21 protein-coding genes are annotated in these 26,285 nt (G+C 60.0%); 7 read left to right on the forward strand and 14 right to left on the reverse strand.

Going from position 1 to position 26,285, the window contains the following annotated elements; translation table 11 throughout:
* Positions 1-4 precede the first annotated feature (4 nt).
* Positions 5-1,561 carry an acyl-CoA carboxylase subunit beta gene (locus ABXH05_RS03655; protein ID WP_353559823.1) on the forward strand — a complete coding sequence of 519 codons (1,557 nt, stop codon included), beginning with the start codon at positions 5-7 and terminating at the stop codon, positions 1,559-1,561.
* Between the two features lie 60 nt (positions 1,562-1,621).
* Here ABXH05_RS03655 and ABXH05_RS03660 read toward each other — a convergent pair whose 3' ends face one another.
* Positions 1,622-2,479 carry a hypothetical protein gene (locus ABXH05_RS03660; RefSeq protein ID WP_353559824.1) on the reverse strand — a complete coding sequence of 286 codons (858 nt, stop codon included), beginning with the start codon at positions 2,477-2,479 and terminating at the stop codon, positions 1,622-1,624.
* 341 nt (positions 2,480-2,820) lie between these two features.
* On the reverse strand, positions 2,821-3,318 hold the full coding sequence (locus tag ABXH05_RS03665; RefSeq protein WP_353559825.1) for a hypothetical protein: 498 nt from the start codon (positions 3,316-3,318) through the stop codon (positions 2,821-2,823).
* Between the two features lie 346 nt (positions 3,319-3,664).
* On the opposite strand from ABXH05_RS03665, the gene ABXH05_RS03670 reads away from it, so the two are divergent.
* The 4 genes from ABXH05_RS03670 to ABXH05_RS03685 all read left to right on the forward strand — a co-directional run bounded on the left by ABXH05_RS03670 (position 3,665) and on the right by ABXH05_RS03685 (position 8,699).
* Positions 3,665-4,702 (forward strand): TAXI family TRAP transporter solute-binding subunit, encoded by a 1,038-nt coding sequence (locus tag ABXH05_RS03670; protein WP_353559826.1) that lies wholly within the window; start codon positions 3,665-3,667, stop codon positions 4,700-4,702.
* An 18-nt stretch (positions 4,703-4,720) separates the two neighbouring features.
* The gene (locus ABXH05_RS03675; protein ID WP_353559827.1) at positions 4,721-6,841 is read left to right on the forward strand and encodes a TRAP transporter permease; all 2,121 of its coding nucleotides are present in this window, start codon (positions 4,721-4,723) and stop codon (positions 6,839-6,841) included.
* A 159-nt stretch (positions 6,842-7,000) separates the two neighbouring features.
* On the forward strand, positions 7,001-7,468 hold the full coding sequence (locus ABXH05_RS03680; protein WP_348137834.1) for an Hsp20 family protein: 468 nt from the start codon (positions 7,001-7,003) through the stop codon (positions 7,466-7,468).
* Positions 7,469-7,688: 220 nt separating this feature from the next.
* Positions 7,689-8,699 carry an alpha/beta hydrolase gene (locus ABXH05_RS03685; protein WP_353559828.1) on the forward strand — a complete coding sequence of 337 codons (1,011 nt, stop codon included), beginning with the start codon at positions 7,689-7,691 and terminating at the stop codon, positions 8,697-8,699.
* Between the two features lie 14 nt (positions 8,700-8,713).
* Here ABXH05_RS03685 and ABXH05_RS03690 read toward each other — a convergent pair whose 3' ends face one another.
* The 3 genes from ABXH05_RS03690 to ABXH05_RS03700 form a co-directional block, all read right to left on the reverse strand.
* Entirely contained in the window at positions 8,714-9,172 is a 459-nt protein-coding gene (locus ABXH05_RS03690; RefSeq protein WP_353559829.1) for an Hpt domain-containing protein, read from the reverse strand.
* Positions 9,173-9,279: 107 nt separating this feature from the next.
* Entirely contained in the window at positions 9,280-13,431 is a 4,152-nt protein-coding gene (locus ABXH05_RS03695; RefSeq protein WP_353559830.1) for a translocation/assembly module TamB domain-containing protein, read from the reverse strand.
* Positions 13,431-15,332, reverse strand: a complete 1,902-nt coding sequence (locus ABXH05_RS03700; RefSeq protein WP_353559831.1) for an autotransporter assembly complex protein TamA — start codon at positions 15,330-15,332, stop codon at positions 13,431-13,433. The genes ABXH05_RS03695 and ABXH05_RS03700 overlap by 1 nt, the downstream gene beginning before the upstream one ends.
* A gap of 241 nt (positions 15,333-15,573) precedes the next feature.
* Between ABXH05_RS03700 and ABXH05_RS03705 the strand changes: the two genes are divergently transcribed.
* Complete coding sequence (locus ABXH05_RS03705) at positions 15,574-16,389, forward strand: DUF2189 domain-containing protein (protein ID WP_353559832.1); 816 nt, start codon at positions 15,574-15,576, stop codon at positions 16,387-16,389.
* A 99-nt stretch (positions 16,390-16,488) separates the two neighbouring features.
* On the forward strand, positions 16,489-16,767 hold the full coding sequence (locus ABXH05_RS03710) for a hypothetical protein (RefSeq protein WP_353559833.1): 279 nt from the start codon (positions 16,489-16,491) through the stop codon (positions 16,765-16,767).
* A gap of 22 nt (positions 16,768-16,789) precedes the next feature.
* Here ABXH05_RS03710 and ccoS read toward each other — a convergent pair whose 3' ends face one another.
* The 9 genes from ccoS to ABXH05_RS03755 all read right to left on the reverse strand — a co-directional run bounded on the left by ccoS (position 16,790) and on the right by ABXH05_RS03755 (position 26,262).
* Positions 16,790-16,984, reverse strand: a complete 195-nt coding sequence (gene ccoS / locus ABXH05_RS03715; RefSeq protein ID WP_353559834.1) for a cbb3-type cytochrome oxidase assembly protein CcoS — start codon at positions 16,982-16,984, stop codon at positions 16,790-16,792.
* Positions 16,984-19,230, reverse strand: coding sequence for a heavy metal translocating P-type ATPase (locus ABXH05_RS03720; protein ID WP_353559835.1), 2,247 nt, complete (start codon positions 19,228-19,230; stop codon positions 16,984-16,986). Before ABXH05_RS03720 ends, ccoS begins: the two co-directional genes overlap by 1 nt.
* Positions 19,223-19,765 carry a FixH family protein gene (locus ABXH05_RS03725; protein ID WP_353559836.1) on the reverse strand — a complete coding sequence of 181 codons (543 nt, stop codon included), beginning with the start codon at positions 19,763-19,765 and terminating at the stop codon, positions 19,223-19,225. The genes ABXH05_RS03720 and ABXH05_RS03725 overlap by 8 nt, the downstream gene beginning before the upstream one ends.
* 4 nt (positions 19,766-19,769) lie before the next feature.
* The gene (gene ccoG / locus ABXH05_RS03730; RefSeq protein ID WP_353559837.1) at positions 19,770-21,323 is read right to left on the reverse strand and encodes a cytochrome c oxidase accessory protein CcoG; all 1,554 of its coding nucleotides are present in this window, start codon (positions 21,321-21,323) and stop codon (positions 19,770-19,772) included.
* A gap of 106 nt (positions 21,324-21,429) precedes the next feature.
* Positions 21,430-22,329, reverse strand: coding sequence for a cytochrome-c oxidase, cbb3-type subunit III (ccoP, locus tag ABXH05_RS03735; protein ID WP_353559838.1), 900 nt, complete (start codon positions 22,327-22,329; stop codon positions 21,430-21,432).
* Positions 22,326-22,517, reverse strand: coding sequence for a cbb3-type cytochrome oxidase subunit 3 (locus ABXH05_RS03740; protein WP_353559839.1), 192 nt, complete (start codon positions 22,515-22,517; stop codon positions 22,326-22,328). Before ABXH05_RS03740 ends, ccoP begins: the two co-directional genes overlap by 4 nt.
* Before the next feature lie 11 nt (positions 22,518-22,528).
* Positions 22,529-23,263, reverse strand: coding sequence for a cytochrome-c oxidase, cbb3-type subunit II (gene ccoO / locus ABXH05_RS03745; protein WP_348137808.1), 735 nt, complete (start codon positions 23,261-23,263; stop codon positions 22,529-22,531).
* A 14-nt stretch (positions 23,264-23,277) separates the two neighbouring features.
* A complete protein-coding gene (gene ccoN / locus ABXH05_RS03750) occupies positions 23,278-24,978 on the reverse strand; it encodes a cytochrome-c oxidase, cbb3-type subunit I (protein WP_502947709.1) in 1,701 nt (566 codons plus the stop codon).
* 240 nt (positions 24,979-25,218) lie between these two features.
* The gene (locus ABXH05_RS03755; protein ID WP_353559840.1) at positions 25,219-26,262 is read right to left on the reverse strand and encodes a threonine aldolase family protein; all 1,044 of its coding nucleotides are present in this window, start codon (positions 26,260-26,262) and stop codon (positions 25,219-25,221) included.
* Positions 26,263-26,285 lie beyond the last annotated feature (23 nt).

Consider the following 26,285-nt stretch of genomic DNA (forward strand, 5'->3'; position numbering starts at 1 on the left):
CCACATGACCTGGGAAGATGAAGCCAAGGAAATTGCCGCCCGCCGCATCGAGGCAAAAGCACAAGGCGGCGATGAAGGCATTGCGAAACAGCACGCCAAGGGCCGCCTGACCATCCGCGAGCGCATCGCCCATCTGACTGACGACAAGAGCTTTCAGGAACTTGGCGAAGGAGCTGGCGCACCGGAGTTTGATGACGATGGAAATCGCACTGGCTTCACGCCGGCCAACTTTGTGCTTGGGTTTGCCAAGGTCGGAGGCCGTCGCGTCATCATTGGCGGTGAGGACTTTACCCTTAAGGGCGGATCGCCCAACCCCGCGGGCCTGCGCAAAAGCGTCTACTCAGAAGATGTGGCCCTGCAATACAAAGTGCCGTTGATCCGGCTGCACGAAGGCGGCGGCGGCTCCGTGGCAGGATCAGGCGGTGGCAAGGGAAGGTCCCGGCCCGTCGGCGACCCTGTTTTCTCCACACCGCGCTTCGTTTCGCTCGCCAAGACACTGGGCACCATTCCTGTGGCAAGTGCAGCCCTCGGCCCCGTCGCCGGGATGCCCGCAGCCCGTCTGGTCTCCTCGCACTTCACGGTGATGGCACAGAACGCACAGGTCTTGATTGCCGGACCGGCCGTTGTGGAACGCGCCACCGGGCACAAGATGACCAAGGAGGAGCTCGGCGGCCCGGATATCCACACAAAATCAGGCGTCATCGACAATGTGGCTGAAACGGAAGAGGCCGCCCTGGACGAAATCGCGCAGTTTCTCTCCTACATGCCTCAAAACGTGTATGAGGAAGCGCCCGTCATCTCCTGTGATGACCCGGTCGATCGCGCCGACGACAAACTTCTGTCCATCGTCCCGCGCGAGCGCCGCAAGCCCTACGCGATGCGGAAAATCATCAAGTCGGTTGTGGATGAGGGGTCTTGGTTTGAGATGACCCGCCGCTATGGCCCGTCTCTGATCACAGGCCTCGCTCGCATGGGGGGTCGGCCTGTCGGCATCCTCGGCAATGACTGCACCTATTATGCAGGCGCCATGACAGCCGACGCCGCCCGCAAGACCCGTCGTTTCGTGGATTTCTGCAATACGTTCAATTTGCCGGTCATTGCACTGGTGGACGAGCCGGGCTTCATGATCGGCCCTGATTCAGAAACGTCCGGTACGATTCGCGCAGGCGCTGAAGCCATTGCCGCTGTCATGAATGGTCGCGTGCCCTGGGCAAGTGTGATTGTCCGCAAGGTCTTTGGTGTGGCTGGCGCCGCCCACTTTGCCCCCGGCGGTCACGTTTTCTCCTGGCCCAGCGCTGAAACAGGTGCCCTGCCGGTGGAAGGAGGTGTGGCCGTCGCCTTTGGCAGGCAGATCGCCGCTGCAGAAGACCCGGACGCCAAGCGGCGTGAACTGGAAGAAATGCTGGCATCCAGCCAATCACCCTTCCCCCGGGCTGAAGGATTTTCGGTTCATGAGCTGATTGATCCACGCGAAACGCGGGCAAAACTCAACGAGTGGCTTGATTGGACCTGGCCCACCCTTCAACACCAGCTTGGGCCCTACCTTCGACCGATGGCCTGACCCAGACACAAAAACGCCCGGGCAGAACCCGGGCGTTTTCTTTTTCGTCAGCCGTGCGGCTTAGAGGTAGCGGTAGCCAAGCACGCTGCCTGTGTAGGCACAGATCCGCAGATCAACGTTGCGCTTATTGTGCTTGCCACGGACCTGGTAGTGATCGGTCCAGTCATTGCCGCCCTGAACATACTGCGCACCGTGGAAGTTAGAGTAGTTGTGCTTGTTCAGGTTAGAGCGCCAGTGCTTGAAAGGCTTGCGCTGCGGCTTGACGTTGTTGGCCAGGTTGTAGCGGTTCGCATTGCGCACATTCTTGATGTGGCCGTTGCGGCTGTTGACCGTGATCAGCTTGGCCTTGCCACGATGGTTGAGACCACGAACCTTGTAGACGTGACCCTTGAGGTCGACCCGGTCAAACCGCTTGAAGCCTTCGTGACGCAGACCAGCCAGCAACTTGCGGACACCAATCACCTTGTGGTGCGGCACTTCGTTTGGGTTGGCACGGCGGACATCAAACAGACGACCGGTGTATGGATCTGCCTTGGCCTGGCTGAAGCGACCGTTCTGACCAAAGCCCTTCACATGGTAGACGCCGTTGCGGAACACGATGTCCGTTACTTTGCCACCGGTGCGCTTCTGGATCAGCTTCACCGTCTTGGGGATGTAGTTGAAGCTCTTGCCGCCATGGCCGCCATTGCCCCAACCCTGCTGCATCTTGCGGGCCTGATGGTAATGCTCGGTGCGGTTCCAGCCATCATTGTAGCCGCCACGATTGTAGTTGTTGTTGTAGTGATGGACCTGACCGTTGCTGAAGGTCACACCACCACCGTGGCCATTGCTGATGCTGAATGAAAATCCACCGGCCTGGGCTGGTGCTGCGGCGGCCAGGGTGCCACCAACTGCTGCAAGGATAAGAAGCTTTTTCATAACGTGTTCTCCGTCTCTCATGTTGTGCCCGGATGTGCTCAAAGCGGGCCTTGATGTGAGCCACCGGGACAGTGGGTGGCTGATGTCTCAGCAGCGAAGCGGTTTGCCCCGTTGCTTGAGGAGGAGAATGGCAGGGGCGCTGTGAACTCCTTCTGGGACACCTGTTAAGAAACGCGTCAGGAACATGAACCCCACCCGACCAAGGTCATCAGTAAGCTGATAGATGTCGTCCCATGGCGCGAACGACATTGGGGTAGGCAAAAGAAAACGGGCGCCTCCGGTTCACCCGAAAACGCCCGCATTCAAGCCAAAAATCGTGAGCTGAGGCTCACTTGAATCAGCTAGTGGTACCGCCAACCAAGCACATTGCCCGTATAGGCACACACCCGAAGGTTCACGCCACGACCATATCCGTCATAGGCGCTCACAAAATAGTGAGGTGTCCAGTTGCGTCCATGGCCATGAAATTGGGCCCGGCGGAAATTGTGATAGCCGTGACCCGTCAGCGCGCGGATAAAGTTCTTGAACGGCCGCACATTGCCGTGATTCCGGTGATGATACCGGGGACCATAATTGTAGTTGCGGTTCTGATTGTAGTGTCGGCGATGCCAGTTCGACTGACGCCACCCGCCATAATAGTTCTGACCGCGGTGGTGATTATTGCCGCGATGATGATGGCGGCTGTCATGAATAAGGGTGACAGCACCACTGGCATCAATCGTCGATGTCAGAGCTTTGCCTGCCGGCAGTGATGCAGCGTTGGCAGGCACGATGGCGGCCAGGCCAAGAGCAAGTGCTCCAACCAGTCCGCCTGCTGCGTAAGTGAGTATCCGTTTCATAGATGCACTCCTCGAGAAGTTTCAACGGGCGCGGGACCGGCCAAACTGCTCGACCCCGCCTTGCATCCGGCTTGTTGGTGATGCCGCACCACCGGATACATGTCCCCACTCGTGAGTGTCGGTTTTTGGGCCTGAACCCAAACTGCACACGGCGTTAACCTTTTGGTCAGCTAGATGACCAAAAGCTAAGCTAGATGAACAACTTACAGGGTTAATGCAGTGGTACTTTTGGAGTCCATGACGGCCAAAATGAGGCAATGCACAATGTCAGGCAAAGCGCTGCGAATGCGGCCTGTGCCGTGATACGGTTGCCGCCAACCACCAACACAGGTCCGGAAGCCGACACATGCCTACCTTTGCCCGCTTCATCCGCTTCACATCTGCGGCAGCCATTCTTCTGAGCCAACTCGTGCTGGGACACACAGCACAGGCTGAGAACCGCCAGTACATTCTGGCGACAGCCACCACAGGCGGCACCTACTATCCCGTCGGCGTTGCGATCGCGACCCTGAGCAAGATCAAGCTGGAACCGACCAACGGCTTCTCATTGTCCGCCATCAGCTCTGCCGGATCCGGCGAGAACGTCAAACTGCTGCGTGACAACGAGGCCCAGTTTGCGATTCTTCAGGGTCTGTATGGCGCATGGGCGGCAACCGGCACCGGGCAGCTTGCCAATGACGGCCCGCAGGAAAACATCCGCTCCATCTCCATGCTCTGGCGCAATGTCGAACACTTCGTGCTGCGCCAGTCGGATGCACAGACAGGTACGATCACAGACCTCAAAGGCCTCGGCGAGCCATTCTCCATGGGCAAACGCAACTCAGGCTCGGAAGGATCTGCGAAACACATCCTTGCGGCTCTGGGCATTGAGCCGGGCACTGACTTTGACGTCATCAACCTTGGATATGGTCCCAGCGCCGACGCCATGCAGGACGGCAAGGCAGCAGGCATGAACACCCCAGCCGGGGCGCCGGTGAGTGCGGTGACACGCGCCTTTGCCGCAGCGAATGGTGAGCTGGTCGTCCTGAGCTTCAGCCCTGACGATACAGCAGCCATCAATGCAGCCCTGGGCGACAACACCGAATTGTGGACGGCCTTTGAGATTCCCGCCGACACCTATCCGGGCCAGACAGAAGCCGCACAAACCATCGCACAACCCAATTTCCTGGCCGTCAATGCAGATGTCAGCGATGACGACGTCTATGCGTTGACCAAGGCGTTGTATGAAAATCTGACTTTTCTCGGCGGCATCCACGCGGCAACCAAGGACATGAGTCTTGATAGCGCCATCACCGGCCTGCCGGTAGCGCTGCATCCCGGCGCTTTGCGCTACTACGAAGAAGCTGGCGTGGCGGTTCCTGACCGTCTCAAGCCGGCCGACTAGAGCGCGAATCTATCTCCCGTGTCATCACAGGACACCCAGGCACCAAGCCAACCTGATGTACCGACCGGCGGCATGCCGCGCCCGCAGCCATTGGGCCGACTGGGCATCGCCTTTGCGGTGACAATTGCCGCTGCCCATGTGTGGGCAAACGCATTTGCCACGCTGCCCGAGCTGCAGGCCGCTGGCTTTCATTTCGGTCTGTTTGCAGTGCTCTGCGTCCTGCTGTTTCCCGCGAGTAAAACCTGGTGGCTCCGTGTTGCCATCGACGGCACCATTGCGGTCACAGCCTTGGCAGCAGCGATCTATCTCTATGTGGCCGAAGACGCGCTGTATGAGCGTGGCGTTGAATTCATCCAGTCAGATTGGGTGGCCGCCAGCGTCGCCATCCTGATTGTTCTTGAGCTTGCCCGCAGAACCACCGGTTGGACTGTCCCCATTCTCACGGGCCTGGCCCTCACCTATGTGGTTCTTTGGGGCCCCCTTGTACCCGGCGCATTCTCCTTTGCGGGGCTGTCCTGGGAAACGTTGCTGTTCAGAAGTTACTTCGGCACGGACGGTATGTTCGGCCCCATCGCCCGCATCTCGTGGACATTTGTCTTCATGTTCATCCTGTTGGGCGCGTTCCTTGTGCGCTCCGGCGCCGGTGACTTCATCCTCGCCCTTGCGCGCGCCGCAGCAGGCCGCATGACAGGCGGCCCCGGCATTGTCGCCATTCTGGGGTCAGGCCTCATGGGCTCGATCACCGGCTCCGCCGTAGCTAACACTGTTTCAACCGGCGTCATCACGATTCCTTTGATGAAACGCGCAGGCTTCCCACCGAAATTTGCCGGCGGCGTCGAAGCCGCTGCCTCAACCGGCGGCCAGTTGATGCCTCCCGTCATGGGGGCTGGCGCCTTCGTGATGGCGTCCTTCACGCAGATTTCCTATCTCGAAATCATCGCGGTCTCAGTCCTGCCCGCACTGCTCTACTTCTTCACCGTCGGCGTTTTCGTGCGCATAGAGGCCGCCCGCATCGGTCTTGTCCCAAGTCCGGACGTTGAACCCCTATGGCCCGTCATCAAGGCAGGGTGGCACTTCCTCCTCCCCATTGCGGCGCTTGCGGGTTTGCTCATTGCGGGCTTCACGCCGGTCTATTCCGCAGCCATCGCCATCGCAGTGACTGTTGCCGCGTCCTGGCTGTCTCCAAACCCCATGCACCTGCGCGACATCATCGGCGCGGCTTCTGACGGGGCCGTGTCCATGGCACCCACCGCCATGTTGCTCATCTGCGTCGGGCTTATCGTCAACGTCGTCGGCATGACCGGCGTTGGCAACACTTTCTCGCTCATGCTCTCAAGCTGGGCAGGCGGCAGCCTGCTGCTGACCATCATTCTCGTCGCCCTTGCGTCCCTGGTGCTCGGCATGGGGCTTCCCGTGACCGCCAGCTACATCGTGCTGGCCACCCTTTCAGCACCAGCAATCTATGGCCTGATGGTCGAAGCAGAACTCGTTACCTCCTTGATGCTGGGGGCCTCGACGCCGGAACTCTCGGCCTACGCCATGCTGGTGGCACCAGAACTGGTCACCAGCATCGGCAATGCCATGAGCGAAGCGGACGCGCTGACACTGCTCGCAGCCCTTCCCGCCGACATTCGCAGCGGTCTGGCAGAGGGCATCATTGCGCCCGCCCTCCTCACCTCCATGCTGCTGGCGGCCCACCTGGTGATCTTCTGGCTCAGTCAGGATTCAAACGTAACGCCGCCCGTGGCGTTGTGTGCCTTTGCCGCCGCCTCCATCGCCGGCACCCGCCCCATGGAAACAGGCTTTGCCGCCTGGAAAATCGCCAAGGGCCTTTATCTCGTGCCGTTGCTTTTCGTCTATCAGCCGCTGATTATCGGCACAGGCATCGAGCCATTGGTGACGGCCCTCATGGCAGTCCCGGCCTTCACGGCTTTGGCAGCCGCCCTGCACGGCTACTTCGCCCAGCCACTTTCAATCCCTCTAAGGGTCATCCTGGGCATTGCCGGCGCCGCCATCATTGCACCCTGGGGGGAGCTCTGGATGCATGCCGCCATGGCAGCCGCCCTTGCCGTCGCTTTAGGTATCCTCTGGCAACGCCAGGCCAAAAATCCCGCAAAAGAGCCGGTTTCAGCCTCTTGAAGAGCCAATTTGCGCTTCCCAAATAGTAGGGGTGGACGCCGATGTCGGGTCCACGCTGCAGGTCTTCTTCGCAAACCGCGCCACATTCGGGCGGATCATTTGAAGCGACTGGCAGGCCGCAGCTTTGAAACGCAAACCGCTCCTTGGAGGATTTGTCTTATGCGTGCTTATGATTTTTCACCCCTTTACCGCAGCGCCATCGGCTTTGACCGTCTTGCAGGAATGCTGGATTCCGCCAGCCGCCTCGACGCTCAGGCCCCATCCTATCCACCCTTCAACGTGGAACGGGTCGATGAAAACGACACCCGCGTGACCATGGCCGTTGCGGGCTTTACCGAAGACGAGCTTGAGATCGAAGTGAAGGACCAGACCCTCACGATTTCCGGCAAGAAGTCTGAGGAATCCGACGATCGCACCTATCTGCATCGCGGCATTGCGGCCCGTAATTTCGAACGCCGCTTCCAGCTTGCAGACCATGTGCAGGTCACAGGCGCCAAGCTTGAAAACGGACTCCTTCATGTGGATACCCGCCGCGAAATCCCCGAGGCCCTGAAGCCCCGGTCGATTGCCATTCAGGCGGCAAATTCCGATGGTCAAAAGACCATTGAAGGCTCGCAGGCAGCCTAAATCCAAACGATTCCTCGGGCGCAGTTTCCCCCTGTATTGCAGTGCGGGAAACTGCGCCCGTATGTTTTCAAAAGCCGCATATAGGGGCCGGAAACAACCATATATGTCGCAGTGCAGCATTTAGGCTGGACTCAGCCCATCTTGGGCGCAAAACTCTCACGACATTTTTGCGACATCTATTCAGGGATCCCGTCTATCCCTGATCTCCTAAGGACACCCCATGGCCAGCTGGCAAAGCAAGCTCACCAGTCTGTTTCTTCGCGCCGCCGTAAAGCGCAAAATCAACCCGCACGCCAACCCGGCCGACGCCCGCGCACGGGTGGATCGTCTGGCCGCGCGATTCTCCAAGGACCAGGACTGGATCAAGGTCACACCGGTCTCCGCCAATGGCGTGCCCGGTGAATGGGTTGATGTTGCAAGCGACACCCCAGCCATTGCTTCAGGCACAGAACCAAAAGCCGGCAAAGTCCTGCTCTACCTGCACGGCGGCGGCTACATCGTCTGCAGCCCTGCAACCCATCGTCTGATGGTTGCCCGCATCTGCCGCGAAGCCGGCTTGAAGGCGCTGGTGATCGATTATCGTCTGGCCCCGGAGCATCCCTTTCCGGCTGCGGTAGAAGATGCCGAAGCGGCCTATCGCTGGCTCCTTGCTGCGGGTCATAAACCAGAAGACATCGTCATCGCTGGTGACAGTGCCGGCGGTGGCCTCACCATGTCGCTGCTGCTGACCCTGCGCGAACAGAACATGCCGATGCCTGCAGGCGCCGCACTTCTGTCTCCCTGGACGGACCTCGCCCTCACGGGCTGGACCATGCTCACAAATGCACGGCGTGATCCGATGCTGCGTCTCGACTCCGCATCGCTGGCCGTACGCCACTACTTGCAGGACACGACGCCGACCCACCCGATTGCATCGTCGATCTATGCGGACCTCACCGGCCTGCCCCCACTCTATGTGCAGGTGGGCGAGAACGAAATCCTGCTGGATGATTCACGACGTCTCGTTGCCATCGCGCAGAACCACGGCGTCGAGGCAAGCCTCGAGGAATGGCCGGGCATGCCACACGTGTTTCAGGCATTCGCCCATGTGCCGGAGTCAAAGCCTGCCATTGAAGGCATCGGCGCCTTTCTAAAGGCGCAGGCCAACCGCTCCGCCCTTGCAGCACCCGACACTGTTCAAGCACCGGCTCAAACGCCAGTACAAACTGAAGCTGTCGAAGCAGCAGAGTAATCTGTGGATGACGTCTAGGCTGCGGGAAGCTGCTTGATGAGCGCATGAGCTGCCTCATCGCTATCCGGCGACACGCCGTGTACAGCCATGTGGGTGAGCAGCTCAAAAGCGGCGTCAAGATAGTCCATCATCTGCGGGTCAACCTCGCGTTTCCCACGCACACATTCGCACAGCGGATCACACAACGCAGTCGCAGCCTCATACCCAAATGATGCCGCCTGGCCCTTGATGTCGTGCAATACGCCAAACGTGTCCACACATGCAGCCGCATGCTCATCGGTGCCAGGCGCATGAAGACGCAACCGCGCAATGGCTGCCTTGAGCAGATCGGCATCCTGGGTGAGCATACTGGGATAATCTTCGGCCATCTCGCCAATGGCTGCTTCGGCCGCGGCAATAGCCGCCAGCAGTTCATCATCAAGCTCTAGATCATCCTCAGCCAGTGCAGTTTGGCCCTCTTGATCAGCAATCATCTGTGCACCCGGTTTGTTGAAAGCGAACCCCTGTCCGCCACCAGATCACGAGACTAAACGCCCCCGGTTAACTTCACGATAATGCAACCTGACACACGAAAAATGGCTCAATAGTCCCGTTCCCAGGTCACTCCGACATCCGTATCGCCCGCAGCGCCGACCCCGCTTTCAAGGGAGACTTCATCCGTAAGCTCTACTTCCACGCTCACTTCGCCCGATCCAGAATCCAGTCCCTGACTGACCCCCACATAGACGCCTTCACGCACATAGGACCCGACCTCGACACCACTCTCGCCCACTGACAGCACATCAACTCCCAAGGCCCGGCGCATGGTGTCGAGCACACCGGCTCCACTTGAGGCACCTGAAAGTGTTGCCGCCGCATCCGCCAACTGCACAGCCTGAAGCGCCGACAATTGGCCAGTGCTGGTGCCAAAAAGAATACGCGCCAGAATTTCTTCCTGTGGCAACACAGGTTCCGAGGTCACAACAAGCGTTGGGTCAGACGAAAGCCCGCTGACCGACACAATGGCTTTGAAGCCGTCATCCTCATAGACCGCCTTCACATCGAGATAGGGATCAATCTCACGTCCCCCACTGAATTCAATGCGTCCGCCTGCCAGATCAAAGGTCTGGCCAAGGAAATCAAACGTGCCCCGTTCAACCTGAAACGCCCCGCGCAAGTCAGGCGCCGTTACAGATCCCAAAACCTCAAGCTGTCCCGACCATTCGGATTCAAGGCCACGTCCGCGCACGAAGGCTGAATTCGGCACATCAACATTCAGCGCCAGTTCAATAGGCGCCTCTTCATCTGAGCCAGCTTGAGCAGCATCAGGATCAAGGGGCTCTCCATCGGCAGACACCCGCGTCACATCAATTGTCTCAACGTCGGAGGCCAGCTGATCGGGGATCTGAGCCTCAAGCCGCTCAACCGTGATGTCGCCGCCAATCGTCAGCGGTTCAATCGCGCCATCAGCCCCCCGCGCCCACAAGACATTGATGTCGCCGCTTGCCAGAGCCGTAAGGTCATCACGCCCTAAAATGCGGAACGACGACATATCAAGAGCAACCCGCAGTCTGTCTCTTGCACTGTCGCGCATGTCAAAAGACCCGTCGCCCATCAACGTGCCTGTCGAACCGTCCCGTGCAGACACAGTAACAGTGGCCTCCCCGCTACGCGTTTCAACAGACACATCAAGCGGCGACAAAACAACACCAGTCTCAAAGCCTTCATACAGACCACCCTCCATCCGGGCAGTGCCTGCAAACACCATGTCAGAAAATGGACCACTGGCCGTGAGGTCCAGTTTCAAAAGCCCCGCCATCAAATGCCCGTCCACTGGCACCAGCGGCCACACGGCACCCACATCAAGTGTGCCTTTCAATTGCGCTTCAAGTCGGGACTTTGGTGCAAGGTAGGGCATACTACGGCGCGCCGTCATGGGCAGCGAAGCTGTAGCAAAAAGATCTTCGGCACCCGGCATGTCAGCTGTGAGGCGTGCTGTGGCAACACGCCCGTCCCAGTCTGCATCCAGAGTGAATTCAGGAATCTCAGAGGCACCGCCACCTCCCGCCAAAGACGAGAGCGTTACCGGCGAGACCACAATGTCCGCGCTGCCATTGCCCGTGCGGCCTTTGCCTGTGAGTTTGAGGTCGCCGCTGAGCGTGCCGCGCGCTTCGCTGGTTTGCCCCGCCAGCGCAATAAGCAGCCCCAAAGGCACATCCTGCGCCTGAGTGGTGGCAGCAAAAGCACCCGGCCGCTGCGCCACATCCAGAACAACACGCCCACTGCCAAGGGCAAGCGAAAGATCTTCAATACGCAGGCCATTGCCAAGCTGCACCGTCACAGGTGCTTCAAGTGCAACAGCCGTGCGCGCCAGCATGCCTTCAAGTGTCGAGAGCACGATGGCTGAAGCCGCCCCATCATAAAGAGCCTTTGCATCAAGCGTCCCGGTGCCTTGCTGCCCTTCAAAAGTCGAAAGACCATCCAAGTCTGCCGCAATGGCCAACTGCTCGACCTTGCCCGACACATCAACAACACCGCTTGCCGCAGAAATGTTGGCTACAGCCATGCGCTGGAGCGTCACTTTCGCAGACAGATCTCCGGCAGGCGCAATGGCACCCTTTAGGCGCAGCTGTTGCACGTCGACACCGCCCGCCTGCACCTGACGCAAGGCAGCATTCACGGAGACCCGGTTCCCGCGATCACTCGGGCGGCTTTTCACCGCAAAGGACCCGGCCCCGCCAAGCGGCGTTTCCACAATACGTCCAACGGCTGCGAGCGACTGAATTGTACCATCTATGTCCGCCGTAACGGCACCACCTGGCTGTACAGATGCGTTGCCGGTAACGGCCATATCCAGCAACGCAGCCGTGATGTCATCAATGGACGTCGTACCGTCCAGCGCTGTCAGCTTGGCCGTCACGGTGGCATCGGCCCCGGCAATACTGCCGTCAAACGCCACTGGACCGCTGACGCCGGGCGCAAGCTGCAACTCCGCCCGCACCGTACCATCCAACGCAACGCCACCAACTTGTGCGCCACGCAAGGCAAGTTGCGCGTCCGTTGAAAGGTTGTCCGGCGCGCCCCCTATCGTAGCTGCAAGGGACGCTGCTCCTGTCAGGGGCGTCCCAGCCAGCATCGAAAAAGGTAACAGGTCCTGTGCGGTGAAGTCCGTCTGAACGTCCAGCCGGGTCGGCGATACAGTGCCATTCACTTCAACGGTAAACAAAGCCGATGCAGGCGCGATGGAAAGCGCATCAATCCGAGTGCCATCGCCGTCCTTAGCCGACGCAAACCGTCCGTCCAAAACCAAAGACGCGCCAATCACCTCAGCCAATCCGTCTATGGGCAGGTGGGTCGGCGCAAACTCCGCTGTGACGTCACCGTCAATGCGCCCGTCAAACCAAAGTGTCTGTATGTCAGCACGCGCCTGAAGTGCACCCGCAGCATCCACCTCAGTAAGCTCTGCCCATGGCGCAATGTCCGCGGTCTCAACAACAGCAAGACCGCTCATCAACCCCGCATCCAGATCAACCCGTCCGGCAAAGGATGCAGCCAAACCGTCTGCTTCAACACTCAGTGTCTCAACATCAATCTGCGTCATGCTGGCATCCGACGTCAGATCAACAACCAGACCAATGATATCGGGTACTTGCACACCGGCGACCGCTGACAGCTTCACGGCATCGCCTGACAAAGTGAGATGCGGCGTGCCCAAGGGGTCTGCCAGCATCGCCTTGCCGGTGAGACCGGCATCACCCGCCACGATGTTCAAGCTGTCTGTTGAATAGACCTCACCGCTATGCGTAACGGCTGCCGTGACCTGTAGCGGCTGCGGCAAATCGCTAAGTGCAGAGCCGGGCACGAATGTAAGAGCAAGGTCCACCACCTCTCCTTCACGCCGGTCTCCCGCCAGCGATACATCCAGCACACCCATCTGGCCTGTCTGCGCGTTGACATGAGCATTCCATGCGTCAACCGGCCCCGACGCTTTGGCCGTGACCGTGACCACGGCGAGATCTTTGTTATCGGCAATCGATGCAATCAACCCGGGCGCACCCGGCACACCGTCAACAAGCTTCAGATCAAACTCAAACCGCTCGGCCGCCGGCGCAATGTTGGCCATGACCGCGAGGTCAAAATTACCACCGTCGCTGCGCGTCGCCGTCAGGTCGGTTTGCACATTACCGCCGGCAAGCATCACATGGCCACGCGTGGTCAGCGTAACTGTCTCATCCCCGGCAATCCCCGCAGCCAGAATTACCTGGGGCAGATCAAATGCATCAACCTGCACATCAACCGGCAGTGTGGGGATCAGAGGACCGGGAGGCTCATTCGTCTGGTCATCACTTTGTGCCAGCGCATGAAGCTTGATCTGTGAAACATCAAAGCGGCGCACATGCACCGTCCCGCTCAACAAAGCCCAGGGCGACCATGCAATATCAATGGTGTGCGCTTCAGCAATCAGTGTCCCGCCGTCACGCACTGTCAGCTTTTCAATACCAAGCTGCACCGGCCAGATGCCGTCGTACCCATCAATTTCAAATGTAAGCCCGTCGCCTTCGCCAAGCAGTGCAACAACCCGCGCACCTATGGCTTCACGCACCGGCGTGATCTGCAGCACGATGAAAGCGACCAGCGCCACGACCACGGCCAACGCCGCAAGGGACGCGGCACCGATGAGCACAAGGCGCAACAGCTTCGCAGCCAAAGCACGCACCCGCACCCAGTCCACATCATCAAGAAAGGAAGGCATCAAAAAGCCTGACCCAGCGTCACGTAGAACTTGAGGCTGGCCTCTTCGTCAGAGGGGGTGGTGATGGGATAGGCAAGATCAACACCCAGCGGACCAAAGGACGTGTAGTACCGAAAACCCAGCCCGCCTGCCCAGGCGAACTCATCCTTGAAGTCCGGGACGGATGCATCCGACACCGCGCCGCCATCAACAAACGGTACAATTCCGTAGTCATCCCAGAAGCGCCATCGCAACTCGTTGGAAAACTCGACAAGGCTGCGGCCACCTTCCTGCGTGCCGTCGCTGCCAAGCGGTGCAACTTCCTGAAACTCAAACCCGCGTATGGATCCGGCCCCGCCTGCAAAGAAGCGTTTGTCGGCCGGCAGTTCCCCCGTGCGTGCACCCACGATGGACCCAAGCCGGCCACGGGTCGCAAAGACGAGACTCTTCGAGTTGTTCAGCGGCAGGTAAGTGCGTGCCTCCGCATCCGCCACATGGAACGCCAGAAAGTCATTGAACTGGCCCGCATATGGCGTGGCCCCCACCGTCAGGCGGTACCCGCTGGTGGGGTCCAGTGCACTGTTGGATCCATCATAGCTTGCCCTCAGCGGCACACCCACAAGCATGGAGGTTTCAGTTGGCTCGCCAACTTCATCAATTTCGGCAATGTCCAGTACAACGCCTGCACGGCCGGTCCATCGCTCGCCCAGAGGTCGCTCAAGCGCTGCGGACAAAGTGCCACCAATACGCTCATACACGTCAGTGGATTCCCGTCCTGCCAACGCACCCAGCTCAAGGGTCTGCTGCGGCAGTCTGAAACCGGATACCCGGTAGCGCGCTTCTGCTTCCTGCTCAATCTCTGACAGACGCAGTTCAAAACGCAGCTGCTCGCCTTCGCCCAGCAGGTTGCGGTTCTCCCAATGCGCTTCAACACCAAAGCCTTCCGTACTGGAATACTTGGCACCCACACCGACTGTGCGGTGGGCACGTTCCGTCACTTTCAAGGTCACCGGCAGGGAGCCGTCAGCAGCAACCTGTTTGGCCGTTTCAAATCGCACACCAGTGAACAGGCCCGAGCGCACGAGCGCAGCACGCATTTCGCTCAGTTTCTTGGTGTCGTACTCTTCGCCGGCCTTGAAGGTTGCACGCTCATCGATATAGCGCGGCTCGACCCGCTCCAGTCCCTCGACTGTGAGCGCGCCAAACGTCGCCTTGTCGCCAAGCTGCACATGGGTGGTGACGTCCAGTGTGTCCGTCTCCACATTCGCCAGCGCTTTACGGCCAGCGGTCTTGGCAAAGGGAAATCCTGATTGCTGCAAAACCACAATCAGTTTCTTTTCCGCGCTCAGAATGGTGGACGCAATGGCAGGTGCTCCTGCCGCCACATCAAACGTGCCAAGCGTTGCGGGCAGGTCCTGGGTTGCGGCATCGGTATCGCGATAGTCAATCCGGCTGGCACCCATGACGAATTGTGGGCCCGGCGCAATGGACACCACAACGCCCATGGGTCCCGTCGGCACGTCCGGCTGAACGTCCATATCCGGCAGCTGGTCCGTTTGCGATGAGGCCGTATCGACCGGTTGAGGGACCGCATCGCCCCGGATGTCGATCTGATAGGCGGCGCTGCCTTCAAAGTAACCGCGAGACTGCAGCACCTTGGTCATGCGATTGATGTCTGATTGCGCCCGACGACGCAGGCCACCAATGCTGGGTGGCGGCGTATCGCGGCGCTGGACCAGTTGCGAGACGCTTTCCAGCCGCCCCAGCAGATCGCCGCTGACGCCTTCAAACCGCACCACGTAGCCACGCTCCGCCACAAGGCCCGGCGAGCGTTGGGCAGCGTCGGCCGGCACCGACGGAACGACAGCCATCGTCGGCAGCATCAATGCCGCAAACAGGTAAAGGACCCCGGTGCGCGTCACGCCGCTCCCAATCTGGCTGAAAGTTCCCATATTCCGCCAATATAGAGAGACATGGGCCATTCTGCGACCCACGCGCGCGGGACACAGCTGTGCCGGCCCAAAACCCGTAACCCCCTCAGAAAATGGGGGTTTTTGGTGCATTTTTCTGCGTCATCTGCCCGCGAAATTGCGCCGTATCAATTCACAGTCTGGTCACATCGCGCATAATGCTCATCATGGGGAAATACCGGGAGGACAGACCATGAGCTCGCAGGACACAAATCCGGATGCTATCGACCACTCGATGCCGCCGCCAAAAGCCCCGCCCGTGGTTCAAAGCATTGCCATGGACGCCCCCTGGCGCTGGCTCGCTGCCGGCTGGCGCGACATGTGGATGCGTCCCGGCCTGAGTTTGGGCTATGGCCTCGTCGCTGTCGGCACATCAGCCGGTCTCACCGCCCTGCTGATCTATCTGGAATTGTTTTCGCTGGTGCTGGTGCTCGCCGCAGGCTTCATGCTCGTCGGCCCGCTCCTCGCCGTCGGCCTTTATGAGATGTCGCGCAAGCTGGCAAAAGGCGAAACCGTCACCCGCAAGGACGTGGCCTTCGTCTCCACCGCAGCCCCCGTCCAGCTCGCCTTCATCGGCGTGTTGTTGTCCTTGATGCTGCTCGCCTGGATTCGCATCGCCACGCTGTTGTTCGCCATCTTCTTCGGCGTTGAATCAATCCCGCCCTTTGAACAGTTCTTCCCCGCACTCATTCTTGAGCCGCGCGGACTGGCCCTGCTCGTGGTCGGCACCCTCATCGGCGGCGCTATCGCAACGGTCGTGTTCGCCACCGCTGTCGTTTCCGTTCCCATGCTGCTGGAACGCGACATCGATGCGGTGACCGCCATCATTACCAGCGTCAGGGCCGTGAAGGAAAACCTCGGCCCCATGCTGTTGTGGGCGTGGCTCATTCTGGTGCTGACAACTTTCGGTATCGCCAGTCTCTTTGTGGGCCTCGTCGTCACCTTCCCCCTTGTCGGTCACGCCACATGGCACGCCTACAAGGAGGTGATTGCACCCGAAGCGGGGTAGCGGCGCTCATCCCCCGCTAACAGTGCGTTTAGCAAAAACACCTAGAATTCCCGTCTGCTCCTGGGGGACCACGCCCTCGCGCGCGAAAGGATTTCGAAGATGCAAACGCCGGTATCGCCCTACTTTTTTGCAAGCTTTGCCGCCCTCGGTGTCTTGGGCGTCATGGGCTGGATCGCCCTGTCCATCGTGGCGGCCCCTGCCGATGAGCCGATGTTTCACTTTGGTGAGTCTGGTGCCGTCACCGCCCTGTCGACGGTCTTCATGGCCATGTCCAGCGCGCTCGCCCTTGCGGTCTTTTACCTGCGCATGGACGACTGGAAATCCGGCGCCTGTTTCTGGCGCTCTGCGCGCGGTTTCTTGATCTCGCCGACAGGATGAAACGCCCTGATACCCCGCACGCCTAGAGCTTGTTGCGCGGCGGCTCATCGCTTGGCTGATCGCTGGGCGGAAAGTCGTCGTCATCATCAAACAGGATGCGTTCCGCCGCGCCATCAAGATCATCAAACTGACCGCTCTTGAGTGCCCACAAAAAGGCGGCAAGCCCGAGCAGCCCCAGAAACAACGCAGCCGGGATGAGCATCGCCAGTACGTCCATCAGTGCGCATCCTCTTTTGCGGTTTCAGGTAGCCCCATCCTGCCCCACCGTAGCCGAATGGCATTGGCCGTGACCAGAATGGACGACGATGACATGGCAATGGCCGCAATCAATGGCGTCACATAGCCCGCCACCGCGATGGGCACCGCCACCGCATTGTAGGCCAGCGATAGCCCAAAATTCTCCAGCACCAGCCGCTGGCTTCCGCGCGCCACATCAAGGGCCACGGTGACAGGCGCCAGCTCCTGTCCCTGGAACACCAGATCCGCCGCCGCCTGAGAGACATCAGCACCGGACGCAGGCGACATGGACACGTGAGCGGCCGCAAGTGCCGGGGCATCATTGAGACCATCGCCCACCATCAGCACCTTCGCACCCTGGGTCGCTAGCTCTTCAAGCCGGGCGATCTTGTCCTGTGGCAGCAAGCCACCGGCAAAGTCTGAAATGCCAGCCTCCTGCGCCACGGCCTCCACCGTGGCCAAACGGTCGCCGGACAAAAGCACAATCTTCATGCCGCGATCAGTTGCCCAATCAATGACGGCCGATGCGTCCTCACGCAAACCATCCAGAAATCCAAACCGCACCGGAGCTGCATCTCCACAGCGGAACCATATTTCAGGTCCGGTCGCGTCACTCTCAGCGACATCGACACCACCAACGAAAGCCGCACTGCCAAGGCGCGCCGCCTGCCCCTCAACGGTGCCCATCAGCCCCTGACCGGGATGCTCGCTCACATCATCACACTGGGCGCCCACTCCTGCCGCCTGAGCCAGCCCGCGGCTCAGGGGATGGGTACTCGCCCGTGCAAGGGTTGCAGCGCGTTCGAGCACCGTACGGTCAACACCCGCTTCATCAAGCGCAAGCCGCCCATGGGTCAGCGTGCCGGTCTTGTCGAAGACGAGCGTATCTACCTCCGCCAGCCGCTCCAGCGCATCGGAGGATTTGAGCAACACACCACGCGACAATAACCGCCCGCTTGCGACCACATGCACCACCGGCACAGCAAGCCCCAGCGCACAGGGGCAAGTAATAATCAGGACCGCAATGGCAATCTTGAGCGAGCCGTCCCAAGCCAGACCACCCAGCAGCATCCAGCCGATAAACGTCGCTGCCGCCAGAATGTGCACAGCAGGCGCATAGACCCGTGCTGCCCTGTCAGCGATACGCACAAAGGTGTCACGCCCTTGCTCGGCGGCTTCCATCAGCCGGACAATCTCACTCAGCAGCGTCGCTTCATCTCCCTTGGTCACGCGCACCCGCAGCGGCCCGGACATATTCAGCGTTCCGGCAAAGACGTCAGCCCCCGGTGCCACCGCCACCGGTGCTGTCTCCCCGGTGATGAGGCTCGTATCCAGATCAGACCGGCCTTCTTCCACAACCCCGTCAGCAGCAACGCGCTGGCCTGTTGCAACAGCCACCACCATGCCCGGCTTCAAGGCTTCCACAGGCATCGCCCGCGCCACGCCGTCGTCATCAATCACCGTGGCCGCGTCAGCCCGCAGTGCCAGCAGGTTTTGTGCGGCCAGCGCCGCACGGCCACGCATCTTCATGTCCAGTGTGCGCCCGATCAGCAGGAAGAACAGCAGCATGATCGAGGCATCAAAATAGACGTGCTTTGCCCCGGCAATGGTCTCAGCCAGGCTCATGCCTGCCGCCAGCAACACGGCCAGCGATATCGGCACATCCATGTTCATGGCACCGACACGCAACGCCCGGACGGCCGAGCGAAAGAACGGCCGCCCCGCATAGGCAATGGCCGGCATGGCAATCAGCCCGGATATCCAATGGAACATGTCCCGCGTAGCATGCTCCATGCCGCCGGAATGACCCGCCCACACCGAGACAGACAGCAACATCACATTGGCTGCCGCAAAGCCTGAGACGCCCATGCAGGTGATGAGTTCTTTTTCATCCCGCGCCTGCTGGGTTTCCAGCGTCTTGGGATCATAGGGCCGCGCGCCATACCCCGCGCCGACAATGGCGGACACAATCTCGCGCGGGCGCACCAATGCCTGCTCAAACACCACCGTCAGTCGTTTGGTGGACAGATTGAGCCGCCCATTGGCAACACCCTCAAGCCCGTTAACCGCGCGCTCCACGCGCTTGACGCAGCCACCACAATGAACGCCATCCACAACAAAATTGACGACGGACCCACCATCATCCAGCGCCCGCACATAGGTATCGGGAATGTCAGGAACATCCTGACCGATATCAGCACCACTGGAGACCGAGGCATCAGCCATCGCTGTCGCGGCCTCCCGCCCAGATGCGTTTTTCAAGATAATAGGGCGCCGCCTCTTCGCGCTCGAGCAGCAACCGCATCTCCCAGTGACCACGTGCGGGTAACGACGCCTGTGCGCGATACACGCCCGGTGCTGTTTCAGTCAGCGGTGCCACCATGTCTTCACCGCGCACGACAGGGCGCCAGAATGTCAGATCGCCGCCAAGCCCCGTCAGGGCCGCACCATTGGCATCACGCACCTGCACCGCCACAGTGGCATCTGCGCCGTCAGGCGTTGCAGTAAATGCCTCCTCAAAAGACACCTGCCACCCCAGCGCTTGTTGCGCGGCCGCCGCTTCCAGGCGTTCATTGTAGTCACGCCCGGTCTGATAGGCGTTCTGTGTCTCAATGCCTGAAAAGGTCGACAGCGCGATGTAGGTCATGATGCCGTTGACGGCAAAAATGACACCGAAGAACGCCACAAGCGCAGCCAGCGTATGAAAGCCGGTCCATCGGCGCTTGGCCTTGCTGGGTTTAACTGTCGCCGCCTCGGACATATCGCTAGCGCTCCTCAGGACCACGGAAGGTGGTCGGGTTTTTCACCTGCAGCCCACTGGCAGTGTCGGTGATGACAAAGGCAATGTCAGCCCGCCCGTCCTCAAGCGTTTCCACCCGGTCAGCAGGAAGAGACAGGAACAGGCGCACATTGCGCAGCCGGTCCGATTGAACGGCGACAGGCAGCGTCTCGAGGTCACTCTCGGTCAGGGTTGAAATCCTGACACCTTCAAGCCCCTCAACACTCACGGTGAACACCCGTTCTTCCGTCACCTTGTTGAGAATCTTGACTTCATATCCATTGCGGATCGAGCCGTCAGACAGGGTCACGAACAGCGGGTTGCGATCCTTGAGGACATTCACGTCCAGCGGCGAGCGCGTAATCAGCACGGACAACATGATGGCCCCGACCACCACGATCAGCGCGGCATACAGCAATGTGCGCGGCCGCAGCAGACGCACCCGCATGGGCAGGTCTTTGGTCCGCCGGTCCATATTGTCGAAATTATCATAGGTGATCAGGCCGCGCGGGCGATCAATCTTGTCCATGATGTCGTTGCAGGCATCAATGCACAACGCACACTGAATGCACTCAAGCTGGTCGCCATCACGAATATCAATCCCCATGGGGCACGCAACAACACACTGCTTGCAGTCGATGCAGTCACCACGGCCTTCCCACGTATCTCCCTTGCGGTGCGGCCCGCGCTGTTCGCCACGGTCAGCGCGATAGCTGACAAGGAAGGATTGATCATCCACCAATGCCCCCTGAATACGCGGCCATGGGCACATGTAAGTGCACACCTGCTCGCGCGCGAGACCGCCCAGCAGATAGGTCGTGGACGCAAACACACCAATGAAGAGATAGGCAACCATGGGCGCATCCAGCGTCAGCAGGTCCCGCGCCAGCTGCGGTGCATCGGCAAAGTAGAAGACCCAGGCGCCACCCGTCGCCACCGCAATCAGCAGCCACACTGAGTGCTTGGAGACTTTCTTGAAGAACTTGCTCAGCGACATGGAAGTCTTGTCGAGCTTCAGCCTTTTGTTACGGTCGCCCTCGATCATCCGCTCAACCATGATGAAGAGGTCCGTCCACACGGTCTGCGGGCAGGCATAGCCACACCACACACGGCCAAACAGGGCTGTGGCTAAAAACAGCGCCAGCGACGCCAGCACCAGCAGGCCGGTCACGAAATAGATTTCCTGCGGCCAGATTTCGATGAAAAAGAAATAGAACCGCCGCCCAGGCATATCCAGCAACACCGCCTGATCCGGCGCATTGGGGCCGCGGTCCCAGCGGATCCACGGCAGGATGTAATAGATGCCAAGGGTGACAGCCATCATCACCCATTTGACGTTGCGGAAGAGGCCATGCACCAGCTTGGGGTGAATGGCCTGGCGGCTGACATACAGGGAGCGGGAGGCAGCGGAGTTCACCGCCTCAACGTCATGCCGCTCGACCTTTTCATGCGCCTTCGCAGATGAAACGCCCGTCACATTTGCTGCAGCTTCCTGCGCAAGCGCTGCAAGACCGCCGCCGGTTTCATTCGATGCTGACATTCACGCCCCTCCTAGCCGGGACAAAGATCGTCCGTCATCTATAGGGGCTCATGTGCCGGGCCTCCCCACCCGGTCATCCGCCTACAGACAGTCCATATGCAACGCTCTATTCACCGCCACCAAGCGAGTGAACATACAGCGCAAGTTTCGCAATGGTGGCCTCGTCAAGCCGCCCCTGCCAAGCGGGCATGACGCCGCGCCGACTGTGAGCAATTGACGCATAGATGCTTTCTTCGTCACCGCCATAAAGCCAGATCGCGTCGGTCAGATCGGGCGCACCCAGCTCCTGGTTCCCGACGCCGCCTTCCATGTGACAGGTCACACATTGCGCACCGAAGAGCTCCTGGCCGCGCAGGGCCGCCTCTGCATCAACATCCTTGCCGGACAGCTGCAGCACATATTGCGTTGTGTCGCTGACTTCGGCCGCGGAGAAGATGCCGTCATCAAGGAACTTCGGCATGTCATTGAGCCGGGTGTCGTCATCAGCTTCCCAGCGAATGCCGTGACGCAGAGTCACGCGGATGTCTTCAAGCGTGCCGCCCCACAACCACGCATCGTCGTTGAGGTTGGGATAGCCCTTGAAGCCCTGCGCACCTCGCCCATGGCAGGCAGCGCAATTGTCACCAAAGGCACTCTCACCGCCGGCCAGCGCCACGGAATGAAGTTCCGGGTTGCCCGGCACGTCGCTCAGTTCGCCTGCCAGAATCTGATCGTCATAGACCCGCAATGCGGCCTGTGACTGTTCCACCTGCTCCGTCACAAGCGCGCGCTGGGAATAGCCCAGAATGCCCTGCGTGTAGCTGGAGGCAAGCGGCCATGCCGGGTAGAGCACCCAGTAGACGACCGCCCACAAAATGCAGGCGTAGAAGCTGTAGAGCCACCACTTCGGTAGCGGGTTATCCAGCTCGCGAATGCCGTCCCACTCATGGTCCGTGGTCTCGACACCGGTGTAGTCATCTACAAAGCGGCCGTCATCCGAGTTCTTGTTTTCACTGTTGTCACTCATTTGGACTGACCCCCGTTTGCCGAATTGGTCGCTGGCACATCGTCATCGTCGAGCGGCGCCATGGCCGCATGGTCAAAGCGCTGCTTGTTGCCGGGCCAAAGCGCGTAGGCAATGACACCGATGAAGCCGACAAACAGCATCACCAGGCCAATGGCCCCGCCGATACCTCTGATTTCGTCATATCCCATGATGTCAGCTCCTAGCGCATGTTCTCGCCCTCAGCCTGATAGGCTGAGAAGTCGACAAGGGTGCCAAGCATCTGCATGTAGGCGATCAGGGCATCCAGTTCGGAGATCATCTCCGGGTTGCCGTCAAAGTCGCGGATCTGCGCCTTGGGGTACCGCGCCAGCAGCGCGTCATAATCATCCCCGAACGGGTCCACCTGTGCCTTGATGTCGGATTCGGCATTTTCAACCATCTCGTCCGTATACGGCACACCAATCAACTGGTTGGTCTTGAGGTGATCCTCAAAGCCTTTGTAGTTGAGCGGTGTCGTCGCCAGGAACGGGTAGTTCGGCATGATGCTCTCCGGCACCACCGCACGCGGATCCGCCATGTGCAGCACATGCCAGTCATCCGAGTACTTGCCGCCGAGCCGCGCCAGATCCGGGCCGGTCCGTTTGGAGCCCCACTGGAAGGGATGGTCATACATGCTTTCCGCCGCCAGCGAGTAATGGCCGTAGCGCTCCACTTCGTCGCGCAGCGAGCGGATCATCTGGCTGTGACAGTTGTAGCAACCCTCACGGATGTAGATGTTGCGCCCCGCCAATTCCAGCGGAGAATAAGGCCGCATGCCGTCCACTTCCTCAATTGTTGAGGAGAGGAAGAACAATGGCGCGATCTGCACGATGCCGCCGATCGAGACCACCACCAGAATGGCGACCGTCAGGATCAGGGAGTTGCGCTCAAGTGTGCCGTGACTGAACAAGGACATGTGTCTCGCCCTCCCTATGCCGGTGCCGCAACCAGCTCGCCCTGTGGGGCGCGGCCGGCTGTTGCATCAAGGGGTTCGCTCGCGCGGATTTCACCCTTGGCGGTTTTGTACAGATTGTAAGCCATGATCAGGGAGCCGACGACGAACAGTGCGCCCCCCAGTGCACGGATCACATAGAACGGATGCATCGCTTCCACGGTCTCAACGAAGGAGTACTCAAGGAAGCCCAGCTCATCATAGGCCCGCCACATCAGGCCCTGCAGAATGCCCGACACCCACATGGAGGTGATGTAGAGCACGATGCCCAGCGTCGCGACCCAGAAGTGCCACTCAACCAGCGCCAGCGAGTAGAGCCGTTGACGACGCCACACCCATGGGGTGAGGCAGTAAAGAGCGCCAAAGCTCACAAAGCCGACCCAGCCCAGCGCACCGGAATGCACGTGGCCGATGGTCCAGTCCGTGTAGTGCGACAGGCCGTTCACAGCCTTGATGCTCATAAGCGGACCTTCAAAGGTGCTCATGCCGTAGAAGGCAACAGACACCACCAGCATGCGGATCACCGGGTCCGTCCTCAGACGGTCCCAGGCGCCCGCAAGCGTCATCAGCCCGTTGATCATGCCACCCCAGGAGGGCATCCACAGCATGATCGAGAACGTCGCCCCCAGCGTCTGCGCCCAGTCTGGCAGCGCTGTGAAATGCAAGTGATGCGGACCCGCCCAGATGTAGAGGAAGATCAGCGCCCAGAAGTGAATGATCGACAGGCGATAGGAATAGACCGGTCGCTCGGCACGCTTGGGAATGAAGTAATACATCAGCCCCAGGAAGCCGGCCGTGAGGAAGAAGCCCACCGCGTTATGGCCGTACCACCACTGGGTCATGGCGTCCTGAACGCCGGACATCAGGATGTAGGATTTGTCACCCGTGAACGACACCGGCACAGCCAGGTTGTTGACGATATGCAGCATCGCAATGGTGACGATGAAGGCGAGATAGAACCAGTTGGCCACATAGATGTGCGGCTCACGGCGACGCCACAGGGTGCCCAGGAACACCAGCAGATAGACGACCCACACAACGGTCAGCCACAGGTCGATATACCACTCAGGCTCTGCATATTCCTTGGACTGGGTAACGCCGAACACATAGCCGGTCGCTGCCAGCACAATGAACAGCTGATAGCCCCAGAACACGAACCACGGCGCAATGTCGCCCGCCAGCCGCGCCTTGCAGGTGCGCTGCACCACGTAGAACGATGTCGCGATGAGAATGTTGCCGCCAAAGGCAAAGATCACAGCCGACGTATGCACCGGCCGCAGACGCCCGAAATTCAGCTCCGCAATCCCGGTCAGCAGATCCGGGTAGGCCAGCTGCACCGCAATGACGAGACCGACAACGAACCCGACAACACCCCAGAAGGTGGAGGCGATGACGCCCCAGCGGATGACCGCATCATTGTACTGCACACCGTCAGGCGCCCGCGCGGTCGGGCCGCGCTGTAGAAAATCAAAGTGCCGGTCGCCGATCCACATGACCGCCAACAGGCAGAACAGTGTGATGAGGCCGCCATGCAGCATCATCGGACCACTGGATGCTCCGGCGATAACAAAAATGCCCAGAAAAGCCCCTGCGATGAACAGCGCAATCGCGCCCCACCCCATGGCTGTCAGTCGCCCATCATTGGCGATGGGAGGTTCTGGCGTATGTGTGTGCGTCATGACCCGTCGTGCCCCACTTCAATAGTCGCCCCCGCCGGTCATGGACAAAGGGGCTGTTATGTAAGGCTAAGTGCAGGAATGCTGGGGGTACAACATTGATATCGGTCAAATGGGCGCAAGAGTCGCACTTGCGCGACCACGGATATTGCGCCGCGTCATCATGGTTTTTTCTGTCACAAACAAACCCGCCACCCAGAACGTGAGCGTGACAAAGGCTCAGAGCCTCATCCGCCCTCAAAGTCAGGCCTGATAGCCGACAGCAGAGTGCAGTGCAGCGCGAAATTGCCGCACCTCTTCGTCTGTCGTCTGAAAAGAAGCCACCAGCCGAATGATCCCCGCCGCCGGGTCCCACGGCACAAAGGACACGCCCGAGTCGCGCAGTGTCGATATGGCAGCCTTGTCCTCAAAACGGACAAAGACCTCATCGCTCTCAACGGGATGAACCAGATCGACCCCTGCCGCCTCTGCCACGATGCCCGCCAGACCCTGAGCCTGACCATTGGCATGGGCTGCCAGCCGCAGCCATAGATCATCCGTCACATAGGCTTCAAGCTGGGCGGACAGAAACCGCATCTTGGAAAACAGATGACCGCCCCGCATGCGGCGCGCCTCAAACTGCTCCGCCAGGGACGGATCAAAGAAGATCGCTGCTTCCGCCGCCATGGCACCATTCTTGGTGGCACCGAAACTCAGTGCATCCACACCCGCTTTCCACGTCGCCTCTGCATGAGTGCAGCCAAGATGTGCCATGGCATTGGCAAAACGCGCCCCATCCATATGCACCCGAAGACCTTCCTTGTGGGCGCGGTCACACAGCACACCCACATCCTCGACGCTGTAGACGGTGCCGCTTTCCGTTGCCTGCGTCAGGCTCAGCACCTTGGGCAGCACATGATGCACATCACCACGCGGCAGAGCCGCAAACGCCTCTTCAAGCCCGGCCACATCCATGCGCCCGTGTTGACCAGGCACGGGAATGAGCTTGGCACCGTTTGAATAAAACTCCGGCGCGCCGCCCTCATCCACATTGATGTGACTCATCTGCTCACAGAACACAGCCCCCCAGGGCGGCGTGAGCGATGCCAGGATCAACGCATTGGCAGCCGTCCCCGTCGCCAGCGGAAACACGCGGACTTCGCGCTCGAATATCTCGGAGTACAGCGCATCAAGCCGCCGGGTAATCGCGTCCTTGCCATAGGCCCAGGCGGGCCCGTCATTGGCACGCGCAAGAGCGGCCATGATTTCAGGCGCAACGCCGCTCGCATTGTCAGATGAAAAATGCATCCCGTCCCCCGCCGCCGGATTGT

The sequence above is a fragment of the Pyruvatibacter sp. HU-CL02332 genome (genome assembly GCF_040362765.1).
Classification (GTDB): Bacteria; Pseudomonadota; Alphaproteobacteria; order CGMCC-115125; family CGMCC-115125; genus Pyruvatibacter.

What these genes read in the sequence shown, in the direction of transcription:
- ABXH05_RS03655 (WP_353559823.1), top strand. Translation starts at nt 5, where the DNA reads ATGACCTGGGAAGATGAAGCCAAGGAAATTGCCGCCCGCCGCATCGAG.
- ABXH05_RS03660 (WP_353559824.1), bottom strand. Translation starts at nt 2,479, where the DNA reads ATGAAAAAGCTTCTTATCCTTGCAGCAGTTGGTGGCACCCTGGCCGCC.
- ABXH05_RS03665 (WP_353559825.1), bottom strand. Translation starts at nt 3,318, where the DNA reads ATGAAACGGATACTCACTTACGCAGCAGGCGGACTGGTTGGAGCACTT.
- ABXH05_RS03670 (WP_353559826.1), top strand. Translation starts at nt 3,665, where the DNA reads ATGCCTACCTTTGCCCGCTTCATCCGCTTCACATCTGCGGCAGCCATT.
- ABXH05_RS03680 (WP_348137834.1), top strand. Translation starts at nt 7,001, where the DNA reads ATGCGTGCTTATGATTTTTCACCCCTTTACCGCAGCGCCATCGGCTTT.
- ABXH05_RS03685 (WP_353559828.1), top strand. Translation starts at nt 7,689, where the DNA reads ATGGCCAGCTGGCAAAGCAAGCTCACCAGTCTGTTTCTTCGCGCCGCC.
- ABXH05_RS03690 (WP_353559829.1), bottom strand. Translation starts at nt 9,172, where the DNA reads ATGATTGCTGATCAAGAGGGCCAAACTGCACTGGCTGAGGATGATCTA.
- ABXH05_RS03695 (WP_353559830.1), bottom strand. Translation starts at nt 13,431, where the DNA reads ATGCCTTCCTTTCTTGATGATGTGGACTGGGTGCGGGTGCGTGCTTTG.
- ABXH05_RS03705 (WP_353559832.1), top strand. Translation starts at nt 15,574, where the DNA reads ATGAGCTCGCAGGACACAAATCCGGATGCTATCGACCACTCGATGCCG.
- ABXH05_RS03710 (WP_353559833.1), top strand. Translation starts at nt 16,489, where the DNA reads ATGCAAACGCCGGTATCGCCCTACTTTTTTGCAAGCTTTGCCGCCCTC.
- ccoS (WP_353559834.1), bottom strand. Translation starts at nt 16,984, where the DNA reads ATGGACGTACTGGCGATGCTCATCCCGGCTGCGTTGTTTCTGGGGCTG.
- ABXH05_RS03720 (WP_353559835.1), bottom strand. Translation starts at nt 19,230, where the DNA reads ATGGCTGATGCCTCGGTCTCCAGTGGTGCTGATATCGGTCAGGATGTT.
- ABXH05_RS03725 (WP_353559836.1), bottom strand. Translation starts at nt 19,765, where the DNA reads ATGTCCGAGGCGGCGACAGTTAAACCCAGCAAGGCCAAGCGCCGATGG.
- ccoG (WP_353559837.1), bottom strand. Translation starts at nt 21,323, where the DNA reads ATGTCAGCATCGAATGAAACCGGCGGCGGTCTTGCAGCGCTTGCGCAG.
- ccoP (WP_353559838.1), bottom strand. Translation starts at nt 22,329, where the DNA reads ATGAGTGACAACAGTGAAAACAAGAACTCGGATGACGGCCGCTTTGTA.
- ABXH05_RS03740 (WP_353559839.1), bottom strand. Translation starts at nt 22,517, where the DNA reads ATGGGATATGACGAAATCAGAGGTATCGGCGGGGCCATTGGCCTGGTG.
- ccoO (WP_348137808.1), bottom strand. Translation starts at nt 23,263, where the DNA reads ATGTCCTTGTTCAGTCACGGCACACTTGAGCGCAACTCCCTGATCCTG.
- ccoN (WP_502947709.1), bottom strand. Translation starts at nt 24,978, where the DNA reads ATGACGCACACACATACGCCAGAACCTCCCATCGCCAATGATGGGCGA.
- ABXH05_RS03755 (WP_353559840.1), bottom strand. Translation starts at nt 26,262, where the DNA reads ATGCATTTTTCATCTGACAATGCGAGCGGCGTTGCGCCTGAAATCATG.